This window comes from Chitinophaga caeni (assembly GCF_002557795.1).
GTDB lineage: Bacteria > Bacteroidota > Bacteroidia > Chitinophagales > Chitinophagaceae > Chitinophaga > Chitinophaga caeni.
In genome coordinates this window covers 2,024,669-2,045,000 of record NZ_CP023777.1, presented here as the reverse complement: position 1 = coordinate 2,045,000, position 20,332 = coordinate 2,024,669, and the positions used below count along the sequence as shown (strand labels likewise).

The 20,332-nt window shown below is 43.7% G+C and carries 19 protein-coding genes and 3 tRNA genes (1 of these 22 only partly in view); 11 read left to right on the top strand and 11 right to left on the bottom strand.

The genetic code is table 11. The annotated features are described in order from the left end of the window. The 3 genes from truA to COR50_RS08580 form a co-directional block, all read right to left on the bottom strand. A protein-coding gene (truA, locus tag COR50_RS08590; protein ID WP_098193615.1) for a tRNA pseudouridine(38-40) synthase TruA crosses the window boundary here: on the bottom strand, window positions 1–90 show its beginning. 663 nt of this gene lie to the left of the window's left edge; only the first 90 of its 753 coding nucleotides appear in the window; it begins with the start codon at window positions 88–90; the stop codon falls past the left edge of the window. A 96-nt stretch (window positions 91–186) separates the two neighbouring features. Beyond that, window positions 187–1,701, bottom strand: coding sequence for a DUF4476 domain-containing protein (locus COR50_RS08585; RefSeq protein WP_198405811.1), 1,515 nt, complete (start codon window positions 1,699–1,701; stop codon window positions 187–189). A gap of 81 nt (window positions 1,702–1,782) precedes the next feature. Further along, on the bottom strand, window positions 1,783–2,328 hold the full coding sequence (locus tag COR50_RS08580; protein WP_157760697.1) for a biotin/lipoyl-containing protein: 546 nt from the start codon (window positions 2,326–2,328) through the stop codon (window positions 1,783–1,785). Between the two features lie 102 nt (window positions 2,329–2,430). On the opposite strand from COR50_RS08580, the gene COR50_RS08575 reads away from it, so the two are divergent. Continuing rightward, complete coding sequence (locus tag COR50_RS08575; RefSeq protein ID WP_098193612.1) at window positions 2,431–4,986, top strand: M1 family metallopeptidase; 2,556 nt, start codon at window positions 2,431–2,433, stop codon at window positions 4,984–4,986. 81 nt (window positions 4,987–5,067) lie between these two features. Here COR50_RS08575 and COR50_RS08570 read toward each other — a convergent pair whose 3' ends face one another. Next, on the bottom strand, window positions 5,068–5,901 hold the full coding sequence (locus COR50_RS08570) for a hypothetical protein (protein ID WP_098193611.1): 834 nt from the start codon (window positions 5,899–5,901) through the stop codon (window positions 5,068–5,070). A 205-nt stretch (window positions 5,902–6,106) separates the two neighbouring features. On the opposite strand from COR50_RS08570, the gene COR50_RS08565 reads away from it, so the two are divergent. The 4 genes from COR50_RS08565 (at window position 6,107) to COR50_RS08550 (ending at window position 10,187) form a co-directional block, all read left to right on the top strand. Beyond that, window positions 6,107–7,429, top strand: a complete 1,323-nt coding sequence (locus COR50_RS08565) for a gluconate:H+ symporter (protein WP_098193610.1) — start codon at window positions 6,107–6,109, stop codon at window positions 7,427–7,429. 81 nt (window positions 7,430–7,510) lie between these two features. Next, window positions 7,511–7,975 (top strand): RidA family protein, encoded by a 465-nt coding sequence (locus COR50_RS08560; RefSeq protein ID WP_098193609.1) that lies wholly within the window; start codon window positions 7,511–7,513, stop codon window positions 7,973–7,975. A gap of 18 nt (window positions 7,976–7,993) precedes the next feature. Further along, on the top strand, window positions 7,994–9,094 hold the full coding sequence (locus COR50_RS08555; protein WP_098193608.1) for a D-TA family PLP-dependent enzyme: 1,101 nt from the start codon (window positions 7,994–7,996) through the stop codon (window positions 9,092–9,094). Between the two features lie 13 nt (window positions 9,095–9,107). Beyond that, window positions 9,108–10,187, top strand: a complete 1,080-nt coding sequence (locus COR50_RS08550; RefSeq protein ID WP_098193607.1) for a dipeptidase — start codon at window positions 9,108–9,110, stop codon at window positions 10,185–10,187. A gap of 41 nt (window positions 10,188–10,228) precedes the next feature. Here the strand turns inward: COR50_RS08550 and COR50_RS08545 are convergent, their stop codons facing one another. The 4 genes from COR50_RS08545 to COR50_RS08530 all read right to left on the bottom strand — a co-directional run bounded on the left by COR50_RS08545 (window position 10,229) and on the right by COR50_RS08530 (window position 13,183). Further along, window positions 10,229–11,182 carry a hypothetical protein gene (locus COR50_RS08545; RefSeq protein WP_098193606.1) on the bottom strand — a complete coding sequence of 318 codons (954 nt, stop codon included), beginning with the start codon at window positions 11,180–11,182 and terminating at the stop codon, window positions 10,229–10,231. 48 nt (window positions 11,183–11,230) lie between these two features. After that, window positions 11,231–12,001 carry a TPM domain-containing protein gene (locus COR50_RS08540; protein ID WP_098193605.1) on the bottom strand — a complete coding sequence of 257 codons (771 nt, stop codon included), beginning with the start codon at window positions 11,999–12,001 and terminating at the stop codon, window positions 11,231–11,233. Window positions 12,002–12,053: 52 nt separating this feature from the next. After that, complete coding sequence (locus COR50_RS08535) at window positions 12,054–12,509, bottom strand: TPM domain-containing protein (protein ID WP_098193604.1); 456 nt, start codon at window positions 12,507–12,509, stop codon at window positions 12,054–12,056. Window positions 12,510–12,598: 89 nt separating this feature from the next. Further along, the gene (locus COR50_RS08530) at window positions 12,599–13,183 is read right to left on the bottom strand and encodes a LemA family protein (protein ID WP_098193603.1); all 585 of its coding nucleotides are present in this window, start codon (window positions 13,181–13,183) and stop codon (window positions 12,599–12,601) included. 342 nt (window positions 13,184–13,525) lie between these two features. On the opposite strand from COR50_RS08530, the gene COR50_RS08525 reads away from it, so the two are divergent. After that, window positions 13,526–13,990, top strand: coding sequence for a response regulator (locus COR50_RS08525; protein WP_098193602.1), 465 nt, complete (start codon window positions 13,526–13,528; stop codon window positions 13,988–13,990). Between the two features lie 93 nt (window positions 13,991–14,083). Further along, complete coding sequence (locus COR50_RS08520) at window positions 14,084–15,454, top strand: dipeptidase (protein WP_098193601.1); 1,371 nt, start codon at window positions 14,084–14,086, stop codon at window positions 15,452–15,454. A 207-nt stretch (window positions 15,455–15,661) separates the two neighbouring features. Here the strand turns inward: COR50_RS08520 and COR50_RS08515 are convergent, their stop codons facing one another. Further along, the gene (locus tag COR50_RS08515; RefSeq protein ID WP_098193600.1) at window positions 15,662–16,858 is read right to left on the bottom strand and encodes a phosphoglycerate kinase; all 1,197 of its coding nucleotides are present in this window, start codon (window positions 16,856–16,858) and stop codon (window positions 15,662–15,664) included. A 25-nt stretch (window positions 16,859–16,883) separates the two neighbouring features. Between COR50_RS08515 and COR50_RS22280 the strand changes: the two genes are divergently transcribed. Further along, window positions 16,884–17,030 (top strand): hypothetical protein, encoded by a 147-nt coding sequence (locus COR50_RS22280; RefSeq protein ID WP_157760695.1) that lies wholly within the window; start codon window positions 16,884–16,886, stop codon window positions 17,028–17,030. A gap of 3 nt (window positions 17,031–17,033) precedes the next feature. Here the strand turns inward: COR50_RS22280 and gap are convergent, their stop codons facing one another. Continuing rightward, the gene (gap, locus tag COR50_RS08510) at window positions 17,034–18,050 is read right to left on the bottom strand and encodes a type I glyceraldehyde-3-phosphate dehydrogenase (protein WP_098193599.1); all 1,017 of its coding nucleotides are present in this window, start codon (window positions 18,048–18,050) and stop codon (window positions 17,034–17,036) included. 141 nt (window positions 18,051–18,191) lie between these two features. Here gap and COR50_RS08505 point away from each other — a divergent pair. The 3 genes from COR50_RS08505 (at window position 18,192) to COR50_RS08495 (ending at window position 18,549) form a co-directional block, all read left to right on the top strand. After that, window positions 18,192–18,263: transfer RNA gene (locus COR50_RS08505), tRNA-Glu, on the top strand. A gap of 71 nt (window positions 18,264–18,334) precedes the next feature. Then, window positions 18,335–18,406: transfer RNA gene (locus COR50_RS08500), tRNA-Glu, on the top strand. A 71-nt stretch (window positions 18,407–18,477) separates the two neighbouring features. After that, window positions 18,478–18,549 (top strand) — tRNA-Glu (locus COR50_RS08495). A 245-nt stretch (window positions 18,550–18,794) separates the two neighbouring features. Here the strand turns inward: COR50_RS08495 and COR50_RS08490 are convergent. Beyond that, entirely contained in the window at window positions 18,795–19,868 is a 1,074-nt protein-coding gene (locus tag COR50_RS08490) for a tyrosine-type recombinase/integrase (RefSeq protein WP_098193598.1), read from the bottom strand. Window positions 19,869–20,332: the final 464 nt, after the last annotated feature.

Here is a 20,332-nt window from a genome sequence, read left to right as displayed (position 1 = left end):
TTCCCCCTGGACAGAACTACCATTGTCCTGGATTTGAAACCCACTATAACGCCCACCCATGTAAGCTACTTCTATAAAATACCGAGCCATAGAGCGCGAAATTACATAAAGTTTTGTCTCGATATAAAATCATGAGGCTAACCGCGGTTACGGTTAGCCTCATGATATATAAATATAGTTATTTGATTAATGTTTACGGGTCAGCGCTTTAAACCTGCCGATATAATATTCATCCTGGAGTAAGTTAACCAACCGGCCAAAATTATCGGAATCGAAAGTACGTGCGTAAGCGGTATCCATTAGGCGGTAACGGTATTGATCTGTTTCGAATAATTGCACCAAGGTACGTACCTGTTCGGAAGAAAGACAAACCTTGCGGGTAGATTTTCTAAACACATCAATCATCCCCTCTTCATCTTTAGCCCCGGACATCTTGCGGATCAATTTCCTAAAATCTTCCACCGATAACAATTCACCGCAATCGGAATTTATCATTTTAACGCCGGAATCATCTTTCTCACCGGCAGCTTTCTTGGCATCAGCCTTGCGGGCTTCGCGCTCTTCTTTCCTTGTTTTTTTGCTATCTTCTCCAGTTTCATCCTGGAACACAGGCTCCGTTATGGCCGCAGCTTCCTCAGCGTTTTTCATTTGGCGCTTTTCCTTTTTTGAAGGTTTAGATTCGCTCTCACTGCCCGAAGTGAGGGGAGTTGTGCTGCCAGCTCCGGCATTTACATCACCGAAGTCAATGAAATCAGGCTCCGAGGTATTTTTCTTCTTCTTGGATTTCTTGCCGGGTTTTTCCTTGTCGCCGGTTGAATAAGTAGCCTTAGGGCTGGCGGCTTCTTCCGCGAGGAACATCCCCCCTTCTTCTATCTTGGCTTTAGAATTATTTTCGGGAAGTTCCCCTTTACCGTTAACTTCTTTCCAAGCATCTTCGGCAGCAATTTTGGCGGCTTCCTCGGCAGCTTGGGCAGCTTCCTTGTCTGCAGCCAGCTTTTCATCCGCCATAACACCGGCTAGTATGGCCTTTTCTTCTTCTGTCAAAGGCGCTCTCGCTTTCTTAGGAGTTCTTGTCTTGCTAATTTTTTTATTTACAATGGTATCTACGCTCGCAGCGGCTTCTTCATAAATATCATCCGGCCTATCGTCGCTAATAACTTTGTCTAAGGCAGCAGCGAAAGCATTTTTGGAGCTTGATGCCGTTTGGGATGATAATTTTTCTGCCGTGAGGGGGGGAGTAAGTTTTTCTTCTTTTCCTGCCACAGTCACGGCGCTCACTTCTTCGACATTATTCACTTCCCCACTTTCACTGGAAAGATCATTTGTCTGTTCATTTTCATTTTGAGCAAGCCCGGTATTGTCATCCTCTCCATCCATTCCTTTTGCTTTTAACATAGCGAATGTTTGTAGATCGTACAGGGCAAAGCTTTTACCATTATTACTTTTGAGTAAGTAGCCGCGATCCCTTCTACCGTTTACACGGATGGTAAAAGATTCCTCTGGAAGTTCATTCTTCGGGAAACCAATCGTAATAGGCATATCTCCTTGCGGCAATTGGGAGATAATTAAATATCCTTTTACGGATGAGCTCAACACCTTGCCATTATATTTTACATAAAATGGCTGGTTATGCTCACTTTGTATATAAACATAATATGAAGGATCTTGCGCCATCAAACTTGCGCTGAAAAGGCAGCACAATAAAAGATATGATAATTTTTTCCAGTATAAATGCATAATAATAATCCTAAAAGGTACTTGTAAGCGGAGAAGAAGCAAATATTATTCCAGTACTACCAACACCTCACCTTTTTCTACTGCCTTTTTCGGGCTAACCTTCACTTCTTTAACAACGGCATCCGTGGGAGCCTTGAAAACATTCTCCATTTTCATAGCCTCTAAAACTAGTACAGGGTCCCCTTTTTTGATGGCTTGGCCCGGGCTAACCAATACTTGCAGTACAAGGCCAGGCATCGGCGCCTTGATATCGTTTACTTTATTCGCGGAAGCGTTTTTAATCCCCATGGCTGTAAGCAGCCGATCCATCGGCTCCTCTATAGCTACTTCAAAATGGGAGCCATTTACAGCAACCGTTGCGATTTTAGCGGCACGATCTACCTTCAAGACTTGCGCCAGGTAGCTTTTATTATTTAAAATTATGCTAAATCCACCGCCGGGCAAAGGCTTAGCATCCCAAGACAATTGTTCATCACCTACGGAAACCGCTAAAGCATTATCCCCGCTCCCCGCTGTAGGAAATGAAATCTCGAAAGGAGCTTGTCCTGCTATTGTTGCTTTTATCATGGCTACTGTTATTGCTGTGTTCACAAAAATAACAATTTTAACCGCTTGCGATCATTTTCCTCCATTTGTTTAAATTTGAAGTTTCCCGGCAACGGGGAAATGTATTTTTGATTTAAAATAATTTACATGAACCAATTACCCAGTAAAAAAATATGGGGTTTGTTGCTATCCGCTACCATGGCGGGAGCCAGCCTATTGCCAAATCATGCCCTGGCGCAGACCCAAGCTGAAAAAGACCCTGCCCTAGAAATTTACAGGGCCTCTGCAACAAAAATCAATGACCTTGTTAACACCAAATTAGATGTTCGTTTCGACTACGCGAAAAGATATTTATACGGGAAGGCCTGGATTACCCTCAAACCTCACTTCTATGCAACAGACTCCCTGTCTTTAGATGCGAAGGGTATGGATATCAACAAGGTATCTTTAGTTAAAGCGGGTAAAATGAGCCCCTTAAAGTATAAATACGACGGATGGGTATTGGACATTGCCCTGGATAAAACCTATGGCAACTCCGAAACTTATACAGTTTATATTGATTATGTTGCCAAGCCGGATGAGCTGAAAGTGGAAGGTAGCGCAGCGATCAATGATGCGAAAGGCTTGTATTTCATTAACCCGGATGGGAAAGACCCTAAGAAACCTACCCAGATCTGGACACAAGGTGAAACGGAAGCATCTTCAGCATGGTTCCCGACGATTGACCGGCCAAATCAAAAAACTACCGAGGAGATCAGTATGACCGTGCCAGACAAATACGTAACCTTGTCAAACGGCGCCCTCGTTAAACAAAAGAAAAACAACGACGGTACCCGCACCGATACATGGAAAATGGATCTACCCCACTCCCCGTATTTATTTATGATGGCAGTGGGCGATTACGCGATCATCAAAGATAAATGGCGAGGGAAAGAGGTGAATTATTACGTGGAAAAAGAATATGCCCCATATGCCAAAACAATTTTCGGGAATACGCCGGAAATGTTGACATTCTATTCTAAAATCACCGGTGTTGATTACCCCTGGGTAAAATATTCCCAAATCACGGGTAGGGATTACGTTTCGGGAGCCATGGAGAATACGACAGCTACCCTGCATGGCGAATTCTTGCAAAAGACGGACCGTGAATTATTGGATGATCATAGTATGTTGGGCGAGTCTGTAATTGCCCACGAGTTATTTCACCATTGGTTCGGGGACTATGTAACAGCGGAATCCTGGAGCAACCTTACCGTGAATGAATCATTCGCGGATTACAGTGAATACCTTTGGTTCGAGCATAAATTCGGGAAAGATATGGCCGATGATCATCATTACAACTCGATGCAGGCCTATATGAATTCCGAAAATTATAAACCGGGTTTACACCTGGTAAGATTCCATTACCATAATAAAGAAGATGTATTCGATGCCGTGACTTACCAGAAAGGTGGCCGTATCCTGAATATGTTACGCAATGCCATCGGTGATGAAGCATTCTTTAAATCGATGAATCTCTATTTGAAAACAAATGCTTTCAAAAACGGGGAAGCGCACCAATGGCGCTTAGCCGTAGAGGAAGTTACCGGGAGAGATATGAATTGGTTCTTCAACGAATGGTACTACAGCGGGGGTTACCCTACCCTGGACATCAATTATTTCTATAATGATGCCGCCAAGAACGTACAAGTAATCGTGAAACAAACCCAAAATGCCGATAAAGTTTACACGCTACCAATGGCCATCGATGTATACGAGGGAAGTAAAAAAAGCCGCCATAAAGTGACGATCACGCATAAGATCGATACATTTACATTGGCATACAATACGAAACCCGACTTCGTAAATGTTGATGCAGAAAAAGTATTGTTGGCAAAAAAGGTAGATCACCGCGACTTAAGTACTTATATTTTCCAGTTGCAAAACGCTCCTGAATATTTAGATCGCAGGGAATCCGTAGAAATCTTATTGAAGCAACAAGCGAATGATCCCGCTGCACTGAAAGCTTTAACAGGCGCCTTGAATGATAAATTTTTTATTATCCGGAACATCGTAGTGGAAGGTTTAAAATTAGATAACCCTACCGTGAAAGAGGCCACGGTTAGCAAATTGAGATCATTAGCAAGCAACGATCCTTCATCACTAGTTCGTGCTTCTGCCATTAAGCAATTGGGTAAGTTGAAAGATGCTCAAGATCTTGCATTACTTGAAAAAGCAACTGCTGATCGTTCTTACCAAGTAATGGGCGCAGCTATCAATGCCTTGGCAGATATAGATATCGACAAAGCATACGCGGTAGCGAAGAAAAATGAAAAAGGCGCTAAAGGCGGATTGGCTATTGCGATTGCCAACGTATATGTTAAAAAAGGTGCGGATAATGATATCCAGTTCTTCGCGGATGCATTTGACCAGGCCAGTGGCCAAGATAAATTCAATATGGGCGTACAATACATCGGCATGTTGAGAAACATGAAAGATGTGCAAATGTTTAACAAGGGTGTAGACCAAATCAAGGCTATGGCAGATCAATTCCATAATCCTAATTTGAACCGTTACCTGGTTGGCATGTTGCAACCGATCGTGTCCAAAAAACAATCCGATGCAGCTAAAGATGCCGATAACGCGGCGGCTTTTAAAGCACAGGCAGCTCATCTTCAAAAAGTAATCGAAGAGCTGAAAGCAGCGCCGGCAGATGAAGAATAAATAATGAACCTGAAATAAAAAAGGGTCGCGGTACATCCTATTGTAACCGCGACCCTTTTTATGATATATATTCCGTAAAGCTTAGTCTACAGAGATAATAAAATCGTTGAACTTATCTTTAAACTTATCTAATAATACCCTATCACTGGTATCAATGGGAGCGAATCCGTACCCAAGTTCCAAGGTTTCATCTTTTACCTGGTTTAGACTGAGGAAGCGGGTATGCACGATACCGATCAATTGTTGCTCTTTAAATACAAGCAAGATCCTATAACCCGGGGATGGATCGTTGATCCAATCCTCATACATTTCGTAAGTTTTGTAAGTACTGTCCGTCAGCATGCCTTCTACAAGGTTGAAAGATTGGATAAAGGGCGACAAATACGCATATGTAATAGGCTCCCCTTTCTTAGCGTTGATAAATTTTGCCAGGATATTCTCCGCGATCGTGTTAGGCTTAATGTTCTGATCTTTCGTAAAGCCAACGATTTCAGCCGTACCATTAGAGATCGAGTATAAATCGATATCGTTAATTGCTTTACCAATTACCTCTGTTCCAATTCTCAGGTCCGTCCCCTTGGCAATCATCATACTCGCGGCCTCATCGATCGTGATGGAGACTTGCAAACCTACCTGGCACCATCCGTTATGGGTATCTGTAGCGGTTACTTTCACATCATCATCCAGGGTGAAGATAATTTCACCGTTTACTGCATCGCGGATATTAGCAGGACCATCGATATGTTCTGTGACGATGGGAACTGCCCCTAACTTGGGTGCAGCAACCTTGCTAGGTTGTTCATCATTTACTACATCAGTTGAATCGCTCGTTTTTTTATCACCTTGCTGATTGCAAGCGAAGAATATCCAACACAAGCATAGAGTTGGCAAAACATAACGTAATATTCCTTTCATAGATCTACTGTTTACTGTAATCATAGGCTACAACTCGAAATACCTATTCAATTAATTCATATAATTCATAAAACGCCCGGTAAGATACAATTATTTTTCCCGATGATACTTTTCGCTCCCGGGCATCTCGATGCAGCTAGATAAGATTTGTATTATCAATACTAAGCTATTATCTTTAATAATCACCAATTACTTTATAAATTCCATGCCACTTATAATACCAGTTTTAGGCGCTATCCTGTTGCTCATCCTAATGATTATTTGGTTCAAATTTGACACCTTCCTATCATTCATCATCGTAAGTATACTGTTAGGCTTTGCTTGTGGCCTAGATACTGCGGCTATTAGCCAGTCTTTGCAAACCGGGATCGGTAATACGTTGGGAAGCCTAGTCATGATCTTAGGTTTCGGCGCTATGCTAGGAAAATTAGTAGCAGACAGCGGCGCTGCTCAACAGATCACCCAATCGATGATCAAACTATTCGGGATTAATAATATTCAATGGGCGATGGCCTTTGCGGGCTTATTAGTAGGCATCCCGATGTTTTATACCGCGGGTTTCGTGGTGGTGGTTCCACTGATCTTTGCCGCCGGTATCACGACGCGGCTCCCATTACTTTATATAGGTATCCCCATGATTGCTGCACTTAGTACGGCACATGGTTTCTTGCCGCCGCATCCTTCACCCACGGCAATCGCGGCACAATTAAATGCCGATATAGGCAAAACTTTGGTTTACGGCTTACTCATCGCAATCCCGACCATCACCCTTGCCGGACCTATGTTTGGAAAGACATTAAAAAAAATCCAGGTGAATCCATCCGGGAATTTGCTAAATATTCAACTTCGTCCTGCTATCGAGTTACCCCCCTTAGGAATCAGCTTGGCTACAGGTTTGATGCCCTTAATTTTACTCGCGGTAACTACTTTGATCAAGCCTTACTTACCAGCCGGTTCTATTTGGGCTACCGTAAATGAGTTCATCGGTGAACCCAATTTAGCCATGCTCATTTCACTACTTGTTGCCATCTACTTCCTGGGCATCCGCCGCGGGCAAAGTACGAGCCAAGTCATGAAAGTACTGGAAGAATCGATTAAAAGCATAGCGCCGGTATTATTGATAATTGCCGGTTCCGGTGTTTTCATGCAGGTAATGAAAGATGGCGGAGTCAACCAATACTTGGCTACCTTGTTAGTAGATTTACCGATACCTCCGTTAGTACTGGGTTGGATGATTGCCGCGATTATCAGGGTGTGTATAGGTTCGGCTACCGTGGCGGGGTTAACAACTGTAGGAATTTTAGGTCCGCTGATCGTAAATTCTGGCGCTAGCCCGGAGTTGATGGTTCTTTCGATCGGTGCCGGCAGTTTAATGTTCAGCCATGTAAACGATGGTGGATTCTGGTTATTCAAAGAATATTTCAATTTATCGATCAAGCAAACTTTCAAAACCTGGACCGTTATGGAAACGACAGTATCCATCGTTGGCTTGATATGTGTACTGATCATGAATATTTTTATAAAATAAATATATGCGCAAGATCATGTTAGATATGATAGGATAATAATAATTTGCATGGTATTAGATTAACGTAGTAAAAAACAGCATATGACACCGACACAAAATTTCGAACAGCTAAACCTCCAGTTACCGCCCGCTCCAGCACCGAAAGGCGTTTATAAACCCTTATTGATCGTTGGTAACCTGGTATACGTATCAGGTCACGGTCCCGTTCAAACCAACGGGGAGCTGATTTTCGGTAAAGTAGGAGATGAAATAGATACGGAAGAAGCGAAAATGGCTGCGCAGCAGGTAGGTCTCACCATTTTATCCACATTGGTAACAAACCTCGGTTCCCTTGATAAGATAAAACGCGTGGTAAAAGTATTAGGAATGGTCAATGCTACCCCCGATTTTGGGCCGCACCCATTCGTAATTAACGGCTGTAGTGAATTATTTGCCAATGTTTGGGGACCGGAAAACGGGGTAGGTGTAAGAAGTGCCGTAGGTATGGGTTCCCTTCCGGAGAATATCCCCGTTGAAATTGAAGCGATTTTCGAATTAGCTGATTAACCATAAACTTTACCGAATATGGAACCGTGGTATGCAATTCAAGATGTAAACACGATCACATCGCCGTCATTATTGATTTATAAGGCGCGCGTCGAAGAAAATATCAACGCGATGATCCGGCTGGTCGAATCCCCCTTGCGACTGATGCCCCATGTCAAGACTCATAAATTGCAGGAAATTGTGCAGATGCAGATCGACAAAGGCATTACCAAGTTCAAATGTGCAACGGTTGCCGAAGCTGAGATGTTAGCCGGGGCAGGTGCGGAAGAAGTGCTGTTGGCTTACCAACTGGTTGGCCCTAATATTCAAAGACTATTGCAGCTCGTACAAACATTTGACAATACAAAGTTTGCTTCAGTAGTAGATGATTTACATGCTGCAAAAGATCTTGGTAAGACTTTTCATGCTGCCGATCTAAATGCTTACGTTTATGTGGATATCGACAATGGCATGCACAGAACGGGGATCGCTGTAGATAAAGCATTCGATTTATACCGATCTTTACAATCTATTGATGGACTAGTTATTGATGGTATACATGTTTACGATGGTCACATCCGGGAACAAGATATTCAACAAAGGGAAATTCATTGCGATCAAGATTTCGCCCCGGTAATGCAGTTAGTGGAATCGATTCTTGAAGCCGGAATATCTGCCCCGAAAATAATCGCGGGCGGATCCCCCACTTTTACGATTCACGCCAAGCACCCGGAAAGAATCTGTAGTCCCGGCACGAGCTTACTATGGGATGAAGGTTACCGTAAGGGCTTACCGGAGCAACCTTTTTTACCGGCGGCAGTATTGCTAACCCGCGTAATTTCCATTCCCGAAGCGGGCAAAGTGACAACCGATTTAGGTCATAAAGCTGTTGCAGCGGAAAACACTATTGATAAAAGGGTGAAGTTTCTCAACTTGGATCGATACGAGGTGCTTTCCCAAAGCGAGGAACATATGGTCATTGCCACGCAAAATTCATTGAAAGTGGGCGATGTTTTATATGCTATTCCATACCATGTTTGCCCAACAGTAGCTTTATACCAAGAAGCGTTCGTAATTGAAAATGGGAAGTTTGCAGCGGCTTGGCAGATATCAGCAAGACAAAGAAAAATCACTATCTAATTCTATACGCAAGATGCATTCATTAATATTCGATGCACATCTCGACCTTTCCATGAATGCGATGGAATGGAACCGGGATATCACTTTAACCGTTCCGCAGATTCGCAAACGTGAAGAAGGGTTAACGGATAAACCGGACAGGGCCAAGGGTACCGTAAGCCTACCAGCAATGCGCCGCGGGAGGATAGGGCTATGCGTTGCTACGCAGATTGCCCGGTATGTTGCTCCCGGTAATCCTTTACCCGGCTGGCATTCACAAGAACAGGCCTGGGCGCAAACCCAAGGGCAGCTGGCATGGTATAAAGCCATGGAGGATAAAGGTGAGATGATCCAAATCAAAGATGCTGATGGATTATTAGCACATGTTAAATTATGGGAAGAGGCGGAAGATACCAGCACCCTGCCGGTTGGATTTATATTGAGCTTGGAAGGAGCAGACTCTTTTTATGATCTTTCCTGCGTTGAAACTGCTTATAACTATGGCTTAAGGGCAATCGGCCCCGCACATTACGGTCCCGGTGTATATGCCTTTGGCACCGACTCCAGCGGGAAACTTGGCATGAAGGGCAAGGCTTTATTACAGGAAATGGAGCGTCTCAATATCATATTAGATGCTACCCATCTTTGTGATGAATGTTTCTGGGAAGCAATGGATCTTTATAATGGTCCTGTCTGGGCTAGCCATCATAATTCGAGAACCATCGTGAATCATAACAGGCAATTCAGCGACGAACAATTCAAGGTTTTGATAGAGCGGGGCGCTGTCATCGGTGCGGCTTTCGATGCATGGATGCTAATTCCAAATTGGGTTCGCGGGGAAAGTACGCCCGAATCAACCGGCGTATCTTTACAACATGTTGCCGATCAAATAGATCATATTTGCCAGTTGGCCGGAAATAGCCGTCATGCGGCCATAGGCTCCGATCTTGACGGCGCTTTTGGAAAAGAACAAAGTCCCGGTGATTTAGAAACAATTGCAGATGAACAGAAATTGGTTGAAATTTTAACAACCAGGGGATATAAACAGGAAGATATCAATAATATTATGAGTAAGAACTGGATCAGGTTCTTGTTGGAAACTTGGAATAGTTAACAAAGAACCGGGGAAGTTATAGCAAGCATCCCCGGCTTTTTTTATGCCTTTGCAATATTGACGACTTTTTTGTGTACCGCATCATAACGCCAGGGAGAATCTTGCAAATGAATACCCCCTAACCACCAATTTTCTAAGTCGATATAATTCAAATAATTTTCTTCGTTTCTAAGCATTTCCCTTCCCAAAGCTTTAATCTCCAACATTTGGTCATCCCTTTCAATCAGGTCGGCAAAGATCATCCTCTGCGTATAGATATCTAATTGAAAATCCCCGAAACCGTAAATCCGCATCTCGTTCCAAAAAACGCTGTATAAGTCATACCAGCGGGCTTTCCCATTTATTAGCCGGTGCAGGAAAAACTGTTCCACTATACTCAACCCGTTCGATAAACCGGGTAACCGTTTTAAATGTGCCGCCAAGGCTTCACCGAGCAATGGCAAAGCGGGGGATTTAGCTTTTACCAGTTTCTCTATCTCCAAGGGATCAGGGCCACGGTAGGCTTCCCAAGCTTTATGTGCCAAATCAAAATCGGCTTGTTGTAAAGTTATACGGCGTTCAAATAAACGTGTCAGCATGGATGCGTGTAAAACACCGAAGCCTTTATAATTAGGGATAGGCGCTTCCGCCTCGCTTTGTATACAGCTAATTTTCCGTGCCTTGCCGGGTAATGTAGATAAATAAAATATGATGAATAATAAGTTCACCTGGCAAAAGAGATCGCAGTCGAACCAAAGTATCACTTCCTCGTAATCTGATGCAGTGCTAAGTTTTCCAAGTTCTTCCACGACACGCGTTTTATAGGTTTGCGCGTCGATCCCGTAAGCTTTTTCCACTTGCAACACCCTTTCTTCAAAGAATTGCGTTATTATGTCAGTCCGCGGAACTTTCCCTTCGCACATGATTTCCCTGCAAACAATAATATCCCCTTCAATCCCGGAATCCCGGAATAATGGAATTGCAGCATCCCCATTTAACACATGTAAGTATCCCATGGCAATACATTTTTCAATGGACCTAAATACATATTACCGGCAGGGTGTTTACCAGCTACCGCTCGCGCCACCACCTATTCCTGATCCTCCGCCGAAGCCACCGCCGCCACCGAAGCCGCCACCACCGAAACCACCACCGCCGCCGAAGCCGCCTAATCCACCTCCTATTACCGGGCCGATCCATCCTCTCCTGCTAAAGGTACCACCGCCACCACCGCCTTTGCGGTTAGATAAAGCGATGACGATAATAATCACTACCAATAGAATTAAAAATTCGGCGCCGCTACCACTTCCTTTCTTCTTCTTGGGAATCCCTTGATATTCCCCGGCCGCAGCCTTGATGATTAAATCAACCGCCTGGTCGAGTCCTTCGTAATATTTCCCTTCCCGGAAATTAGGTTGGATCACGTTATCGATAATCCTGTTAGCGATCGCATCCGGTATCGCACCTTCCATACCCATCCCTGTCTCGATACGTATGCGCCTTTCTTCTTCAGCAACTAGAATTAAAAGACCATTATTCCTATCCTTTTTACCGATGCCCCATCCCCTAAGAATCCCGAGCCCTACTTGCGAGATATCATAACCGTTCAATGTTTTCAAAGTAACAATTACGATCTCGGTCGAGGTACTGTCTTCATAAGCAGCCAATTTTGTTTCCAGGTCATCATCCTGGGCTTTCGTCAACATACCGGCGAAGTCATTCATAAACATCCGCGGGTTGGGAGCCGGTGGTACGGGAATATCTTGAGCTAATACCGGGATTATCCAGCTAAGCAATAACAGACATAAGCTAAGTCTTCTAAATATCTTCATCATCTTAATTAATAGTCGATTGTAAAAAGCTAGGCCTTACAATATTATGTAATAATCATCCGAAGATGATATCATCCGGAAGCTCGTTAACATCCGAATCATTATCGTAGGGAAAATGCACCCGCAAGGATTCGCCAATTTCCATAATACAGCTAGCGATACCTTCGATCTCTTTTCCTTGCGACAAATAATTTAACAACAAGTTAGCCTCATGTTCCCAATAAGTTTGGCCTACCTTATCATGTATACCATGATCCCCGAAAATAGCAAACTGGTGATCCAACATCGCTAGATAAAGTAACACGCCATTACGGTTCTTGGTTTCATGCATATTGAGGTTAGCGAATATTTCCCGGGCACGATCCATGGGATCAACGTATTTACAATGATTTTCTACGTAAACCCTTATCTCCCCGGAAGTTAACCTTTCGGCCACGCGTATGGCCTGGACGATCTTCGCTTGCTGATCTTCGTTAAAAATGGGTTTCTTTTTGAATGGAAGCATTCCCATAGCATAAAAAGATTTGAATCAAAAAGCACGAGGAAGGGAAGCTATTTAGAATAGAGTCCCTTCCTCGCAATGTATGATTGAATAATTTATTAATTACCAAAGTCAACTTTAGGCGCTTTTTCAGCACCCGGATCGGAAGCGAAGTATCCTTTTTCCTTCAAGCCGAACATACCTGCTATGATATTGGTAGGGAATACCCTTACAGCGCGGTTATAATCACGAACAGAATTATTAAAATCGCTTCTCACGGTTGCAATCCTGTTTTCAGTGCCCTCGATCTGGGCTTGCAGGTCACGGAAGTTCTGAACCGATTGCAAGGTAGGGTAAGATTCCGCCACGGCTAATAAGCGACCTAATGACTGTGATAATGCACCTTGCGCCTGTTGGAACTGCGCGATCTTTTCCGGCGTCAAATCATCGGCATTGATTTGCACCTTGGTAGCGTTTGCCCTAGCTTCGACCACCTGGGTCAATGTAGACTGTTCGAAGTTAGCCGCACCTTTTACAGTCGCCACCAGGTTATCGATCAAGTCCGCCCTTCTTTGGTATTGAGCTTCTACCAACCCCCATTTGTTTTTCACGTTCTCATCCAACTTTACCAAGCTATTATACTTGCTACAGCTATAGAAACCGAGCAGCACTAGTATAACAAGTGCAATAATTCCACCTTTCATATGTTTAATTTAAATTTAAATGTTGTTAGTTTCAAAGAATCAATCCATTGAAATTACAGAAAAATCAACATAAATAACACACATAAACTATAACTATAATATTAACTTGCTATTCGATAACGTGCTGGGAATAAAAAAAGATGCACTTATTGTACAATATTACTCGTAATATACGTACCGAATACGCTAACGTTTACGTACATTTGGGTGTATAATAGCGAACACACATTGTCAACTTAGTTCACCATTGCCTGGCCCATGAGTATAACAATGAATTGTAATTCATTGTTTTTTAGACTCAAAAATTTTAATTAACTTAAAGTAAGTCTACCTCTTTTTTTCATGAGCGCTCAACATATTCGCATCCTGTATATTGATGATGAAGTTCATAATTTGAATGCATTTAAAGCTTCTTTCAGGAGAATTTACACGGTTTTAACGGCAGAATCTGCCGAAGAAGCCTATAAACTTCTCGAAGAAAACGAGTTTCATATCATCATTTCTGATCAACGGATGCCTAAATTAACGGGGATCGAGTTTTTCGAATCCATACTTGAAAAATATCCTGAACCCATCAGGATACTTTTAACGGGTTACGCGGATATCAATGCGGTGATCGATGCCATCAACAAGGGACAGGTGTATAAATATTTCTCCAAACCTTGGAATGAAGATGAGCTGAAACACAATATTGAAAAAGCATACGAAGTATATGCGCTCCGCAAAGAAAACCGGGAATTGACGGAGAAGCTGTTGGACGTAAATGAGAAATTAGAGTTCCTTTTGCGCCAAAAACTGATCTCCTAAGCCAATATTCTGCAAAATTTAGCCCCGATTCATCGATGAGTTTTTTAATTTCCGTTAAATTGCACTCATTCGTGAACGATTAATATTAGCAACATGCAAGTTTGGAAAGAATACCAAGCGCAACACAAGGAGCGCTTCTTGGAAGAATTGCTGGAACTTTTACGCATTCCTTCTATCAGCGCAGACTCCCGTTACAACAACGACACCAAACGCTGCGCGGAAGCCGTTAAAGAACAATTGATTAAAGCCGGTGCAGATAACGTGGAAGTATGCCCGACCGCCGGTCACCCGATTGTTTATGGCGAAAAGATGATTGACCCGGCCCTACCTACTGTATTGGTTTATGGCCACTACGACGTGCAACCTCCTGATCCGTTAGAGCTTTGGCATAGCGGGCCGTTTGAGCCTGTAATCAAGGATGGGAAAATATTCGCACGCGGTAGCGCTGATGATAAGGGGCAATTCTATATGCATGTGAAAGCATTCGAAACCATGTCTGCCACCAATACCTTGCCTTGCAATGTAAAATTTATGATTGAAGGTGAAGAAGAAGTAGGCTCTAACAATCTTGGTAAATTCTTGGAAGAAAATAAAGAACGCCTGGAAGCCGATGTAGTATTAATCTCTGATACTTCGATGATCAGCCTTGAAAATCCTTCTATCGACACCGGTTTACGTGGCTTATCTTACATGGAAGTAGAAGTTACTGGCCCCAACCGCGACTTGCACAGCGGCGTATACGGTGGCGCTGTAGCGAATCCTGCTACCATCCTGGCGAAGATGATTGCTTCATTACATGATGAAAATAATCATATCACCATCCCGGGTTTTTACGATGATGTAATAGACCTGTCGGCAGCGGAAAGAGAAGCATTAAACAAAGCCCCTTTTGACGAGGAAGCATATAAAAAAGACCTCGGTGTGAAAGAATTGTGGGGAGAAAAAGGTTATACCACCATCGAACGTACAGGCATCCGTCCTACTTGCGAAGTAAACGGTATCTGGGGTGGATACACCGGCGAAGGAGCCAAAACCGTGTTGCCTTCCAAAGCACATGCAAAAATCTCTATGCGCTTGGTGCCTAACCAAGACTGGGTGAAAATTTCAGATTTGTTCAAAACACATTTCGAGAAAATTGCACCGGCCTCCGTACAAGTAAAAGTTACCGCGCACCATGGTGGTAGCCCGTATGTAACACCAACGGATCATATTGCCTACAAAGCAGCAAGCCAAGCCATCGTATCCACATTCGGCAAAGACCCAATCCCGGTAAGGGGTGGCGGTAGTATCCCGATCGTGGCCTTGTTCGAGAAAATCTTAGGTCTCAAGACCGTATTACTCGGCTTCGGACTGGATAGCGATAACCTGCATTCACCGAATGAAAAATTCGATTTGGCCAACTACTATAAAGGCATCGAAACAATACCGTACTTTCATCAACATTTTGCGGCGTTAAGTAAATAATTGCAGGAAGTAATTTCTTTTTAATTGGGAAAAAAGCCATCCCCCGGGATGGTTTTTTTTATTGGTATTCGATTTGGTTCGAATACTATTGGCTTGAAAAGTAAAAAGAGCGCGGGGCCTTCAAAAAAAACGGTCGACCAGGATGCGATCGACCGTAATGAAATCATATACCGAATCACCCTTAAGTGATACGTTGCTTAAAATGCATTAACCTTTAATAGCGGCGATGCCCGGCAAGGTTTTCCCTTCGAAATATTCCAACATTGCACCACCACCGGTTGACACGTAACTTACCTTCTCCGCAAAGCCAAATTTATTAACGGCGGCAACGGAGTCACCACCACCAACCAGTGAGAAAGCTCCCTTGGCAGTTGCAGCTACGATAGCTTCTGCTACAGCCTTGGTCCCTGCTTGGAAAGCCTCCATTTCAAATACTCCCATCGGGCCATTCCATAAGATCGTTTTGGAATGAGCGATCACATCACTGAAAGCAGCAACGGACTTAGGACCGATATCCAAACCCATCCAACCGGCCGGGATGTTCGTGTTATCTACCACTTGCGTATTCGCATCAGCAGCAAACTTATCGGCAGCAACAGAGTCAACCGGTAATAACAGGTTGACGCCTTTTGATTTTGCCTTCTCAATTAAAGCCGTGGCCAAATCCAACTTATCCGGTTCGCAAAGGGAACTCCCGATTTCGTGCCCCATTGCTTTAAAGAAAGTATATGCCATACCACCGCCGATAATGATGTTATTGGCGCGTTCCATCAGGTTTTCTATGATAAGTATCTTATCGCTTACCTTGGCGCCACCCAGGATAGCAGTAAAAGGCTTTTCCGCATTGTGTAATACCTTTTCGGCATTGTTCACTTCCGCTTCCATCAAAAGGCCGAACATCCTTTTATCAGCAGGGAAAAACTCTGCCACGATAGCCGTGGAAGCATGGGCACGGTGAGCAGTACCAAAGGCGTCATTCACATACACATCACCCAATGTGGATAATTGTTGTGCAAAATCGCGATCGCCTTTTTCTTCCTGCTTGTGGAAACGCAAGTTTTCCAACAGTAGCACTTCCCCTGGTTTTAAATCGGAGGCAGCAGCAGTTGCGGGCTCACCGGTACAATCCGTAGCAAATTTCACGTTAACGCCGCCCAACAAGGATTGCAGGTGATTAACGAGGTGTTTTAATGAGTATTTATCGGTAGGACCTTCTTTCGGCCTGCCAAGATGAGACATCAGGATAACGGCGCCGCCATCTTTCAATATTTTTTGGATGGTGGGAATAGCAGCACGCATGCGGGTATCGTCGGTAATCTCGAATTGCTCGTTGAGAGGTACGTTGAAGTCAACGCGAACCAGTGCTTTCTGGCCATTGAAGTTGTAGCTGGAGAATTGGCTCATAAAATAACGTTTACCAGTTTATAACATGAATACAAAAAACCGCGGAATCGCCATCCTCCGGGAGGATTACGCAGGTAAAGAGGTTGGCGTAGCTCCAGGAAAAGGTGTTTGCGCGGTGGTGTATGAAGGAGTAAGGTACCGGTGGAAACGGCACCTTACCTCGCAAGAATAAATATTATTTCTGGATCAAGCCAGCGAAATAATGAACTGTACGTACCAATTGAGATACATAGCTCATTTCGTTGTCATACCAGCTAACAGTTTTCACCAATTGTTTGTCACCTACGGTCAACACTTTTGTTTGGGTAGAATCGAACAAGGAACCGAAACGGATACCGATGATATCGCTGCTTACGATGTCATCTTCATTGTAACCGAAAGACTCGTTAGAAGCAGCTTTCATAGCAGCATTCACTTCTTCGGTAGTAACTTTAGCTTTCAGGATACAAGTCAACTCGGTTAAAGAACCGGTGATTGTAGGCACCCTTTGAGCATTACCGTCCAATTTACCTTTCAAGCTAGGTAATACTAAGCCGATCGCTTTAGCGGCACCGGTGCTGTTCGGAACGATGTTCGCAGCAGCAGCGCGGGCACGGCGCAAGTCACCTTTAGGATGTGGAGCATCCAGGGTGTTTTGGTCGTTAGTATAAGCGTGAACAGTAGTCATAGTACCAACTTCGATACCGAATTTGTCATCCAGCACTTGAGCCATCGGCGCAAGGCAGTTAGTAGTACAAGAAGCGCAAGAGATTACTTGTTCGCTACCATCGAGGATAGAGTGGTTTACATTGAAAACAACCGTTTTCAGGTCACCGGTGGCAGGAGCGGAGATTACGACCCTTTTAGCACCAGCGGTAATGTGCGCCATAGCTTTATCTTTGTCAGCGAAGAAGCCGGTACATTCGATCACGACATCGATACCATGTTCTTTCCAAGGAATTTGCGAAGGATCTTTTTGTGCATATATGTTTACTTCTTCACCATTTACGATGATAGACTTATCAGTATGCTTTACTTCTGATTCAAATCGACCTTGGGCTGAGTCATACTTCAGCAAGTGCGCTAATTGTTTAGGGCTAGTCAAGTCGTTGATGGCTACCACGTCGATACCTGGCATGTTATAGATTTGGCGAAACACCAAACGACCGATACGGCCGAAACCGTTAATACCAATTTTAAGAGAAGTTCCCATTTTACACTGTGATTTGATTTGAAAAAATTGAGTAGCGAATTTACAAGCAAACCCGCGATAAATCAATAGAAATTTCTGTAAACAGATTTTTTTTTGGAAATATCGGATAGAGTATTACCTTTGCAATCCCATAATCAAACCGCCGCGTTGGTCAAGGGGTTAAGACGCCTCTCTTTCACGGAGGAATCACGGGTTCGATTCCCGTACGCGGTACAGAATGGAGACGTAGAGTTAAGGCATACCTTGGCTCTACGTTCGAAAAAATTTCAAATAAATTGATCGACGCCGCGTTGGTCAAGGGGTTAAGACGCCTCTCTTTCACGGAGGAATCACGGGTTCGATTCCCGTACGCGGTACAGAATGGGGAACGTAGAGCCAAGGCATGCCCCGGCTCTACGTTCGAAAAATATCAAACGAATTGATCGACGCCGCGTTGGTCAAGGGGTTAAGACGCCTCTCTTTCACGGAGGAATCACGGGTTCGATTCCCGTACGCGGTACAAAATAGAGAGTCAAGGTGTTCCTTGGCTCTTTTTTTATGGGTAGATGGTTGATTTGAGCGGCGCAGCATCTTTACGTTTATAAAGATTCTAAAGGGCAATTATCGGATCAAGGAAATGGTTGTTGCCATACCCTCTTTTCAAACCAAGTATATTGCCCACATCAAACGGATGCGGGGAAAAATCGAAGCGCATTCTACTTTTGAAGTAATTTAATCCCATTGCGATAATCCTTAAATCTGTAGCTACAACATCCTGTCCAACGGACTTTTGATTGCATTCAGTTGCGCGTTGCCGACTTTTGCATAAAGCATCGTGGTCTTGATGTCATTGTGACCAAGTAGCTGCTGTATGAATGACATGTCCGTGCCGTATTCCAGTAAATGCGTGGCGTAGCTATGCCGCAAACCGTGTATCCCTATCGGCTTGTTTACCTTTGCGGCTTTCATCGCATTCTTGAACACCGCCTGGACACTGCGGACGGAATACCGCCCACCGTACTGACCTTCAAAAAGGCAAGTTTTAGGATGGTACGCTTTATAATATTCCCGCAGCAAATCAAGCACTGCGGACGGTAGCGGTACATACCGGTCTTTCTTTCCTTTGTCCGCTTCGATGAGTACCTGCATCCGTCCACTGTCGATGTCACTCACTTTCAGATTGACAACCTCACTTACTCGCAATCCCATTCCGTAGCACAGTTGCAGCATCAGCAAATGCTTCAGGTTTTGTACCGTGTTGAATATCCGTTTTACTTCCTTTTGGCTCAGCATTTTTGGCAAAGTGGATGGCTTCTTCGGCCGTGGAATTTCGGCAAAGAAATCCGGTTTATGGAGCACCTGTTCAAAATAGAATTTGATGGCGTTGAGCCTGCTGTGCAGCTGGCTTTCCGAAATCTTCAATGTATTGATGCAATAAAGGATGTAAGCACGGAGACGGTCGTAGCCGAGCGAATCAACGGGCACATCTTTCAAAATATACAGTAGTTGTGCAAATTCTACCATGTATGTCTTTGTGGTCGACGGGCTGTAGGCTTTCATCTGCAATACCTCTTTCATGCGTTGCAACTCCCGAGCATTCACGAGTGACAATTTGGACAATCCCCCTTTGCCAACCGGTGGGATTTCCATCCCGAGCAGTGTGCGGAAATGGGTTTTGTCCGGCACATACCAGCACTTTTCAGACCTGCTCCACCTGCCTTTCAGCGATTTGACCAAATCAATCTTTGCCCGGTCATATTTGAAATCCATCCAAATAACTGCGGCACCTTTGTGTCTACCTTCCCGAAAATCAAAACCAGAAAAATCAACAACCTCCATACTGCGTATTTTGTATTATCTGCCAAAGCAAATCTAAGAAAGTTATACAAAATACGCAATAGATAAAATCTGATAATACCAAAGCAAGGCACTTAAAAACAACTATTTATTGAGGTTAACAGAAAGACACTTGGCATCCTTGCATATAGAAGGTTATTGCGTATATTTGAGAGTTGGCGGTCAGCTTAAAATGACTGTGTTCATTGAAAATATAGTTTCCGAAAAAGAAACAGAAGAAACTGAGTTTAAAGGTTACTTTGACAGTTGAATTTGCAATATCCTTAGTTGGAGTATTGACTTTCTTCTCATTGGCGACAATGGTAATAATTCAAAACTTTAAAACTATGATTACAAAAGTAACAAGTGTAGTAGTTGGGATAGCTCTCGCGGGAAGAAAGGAAACCATATTCCATAATATAAGACATTGAGAACAATTTTAATCGTAATCTGAATTCAGTGTAGAG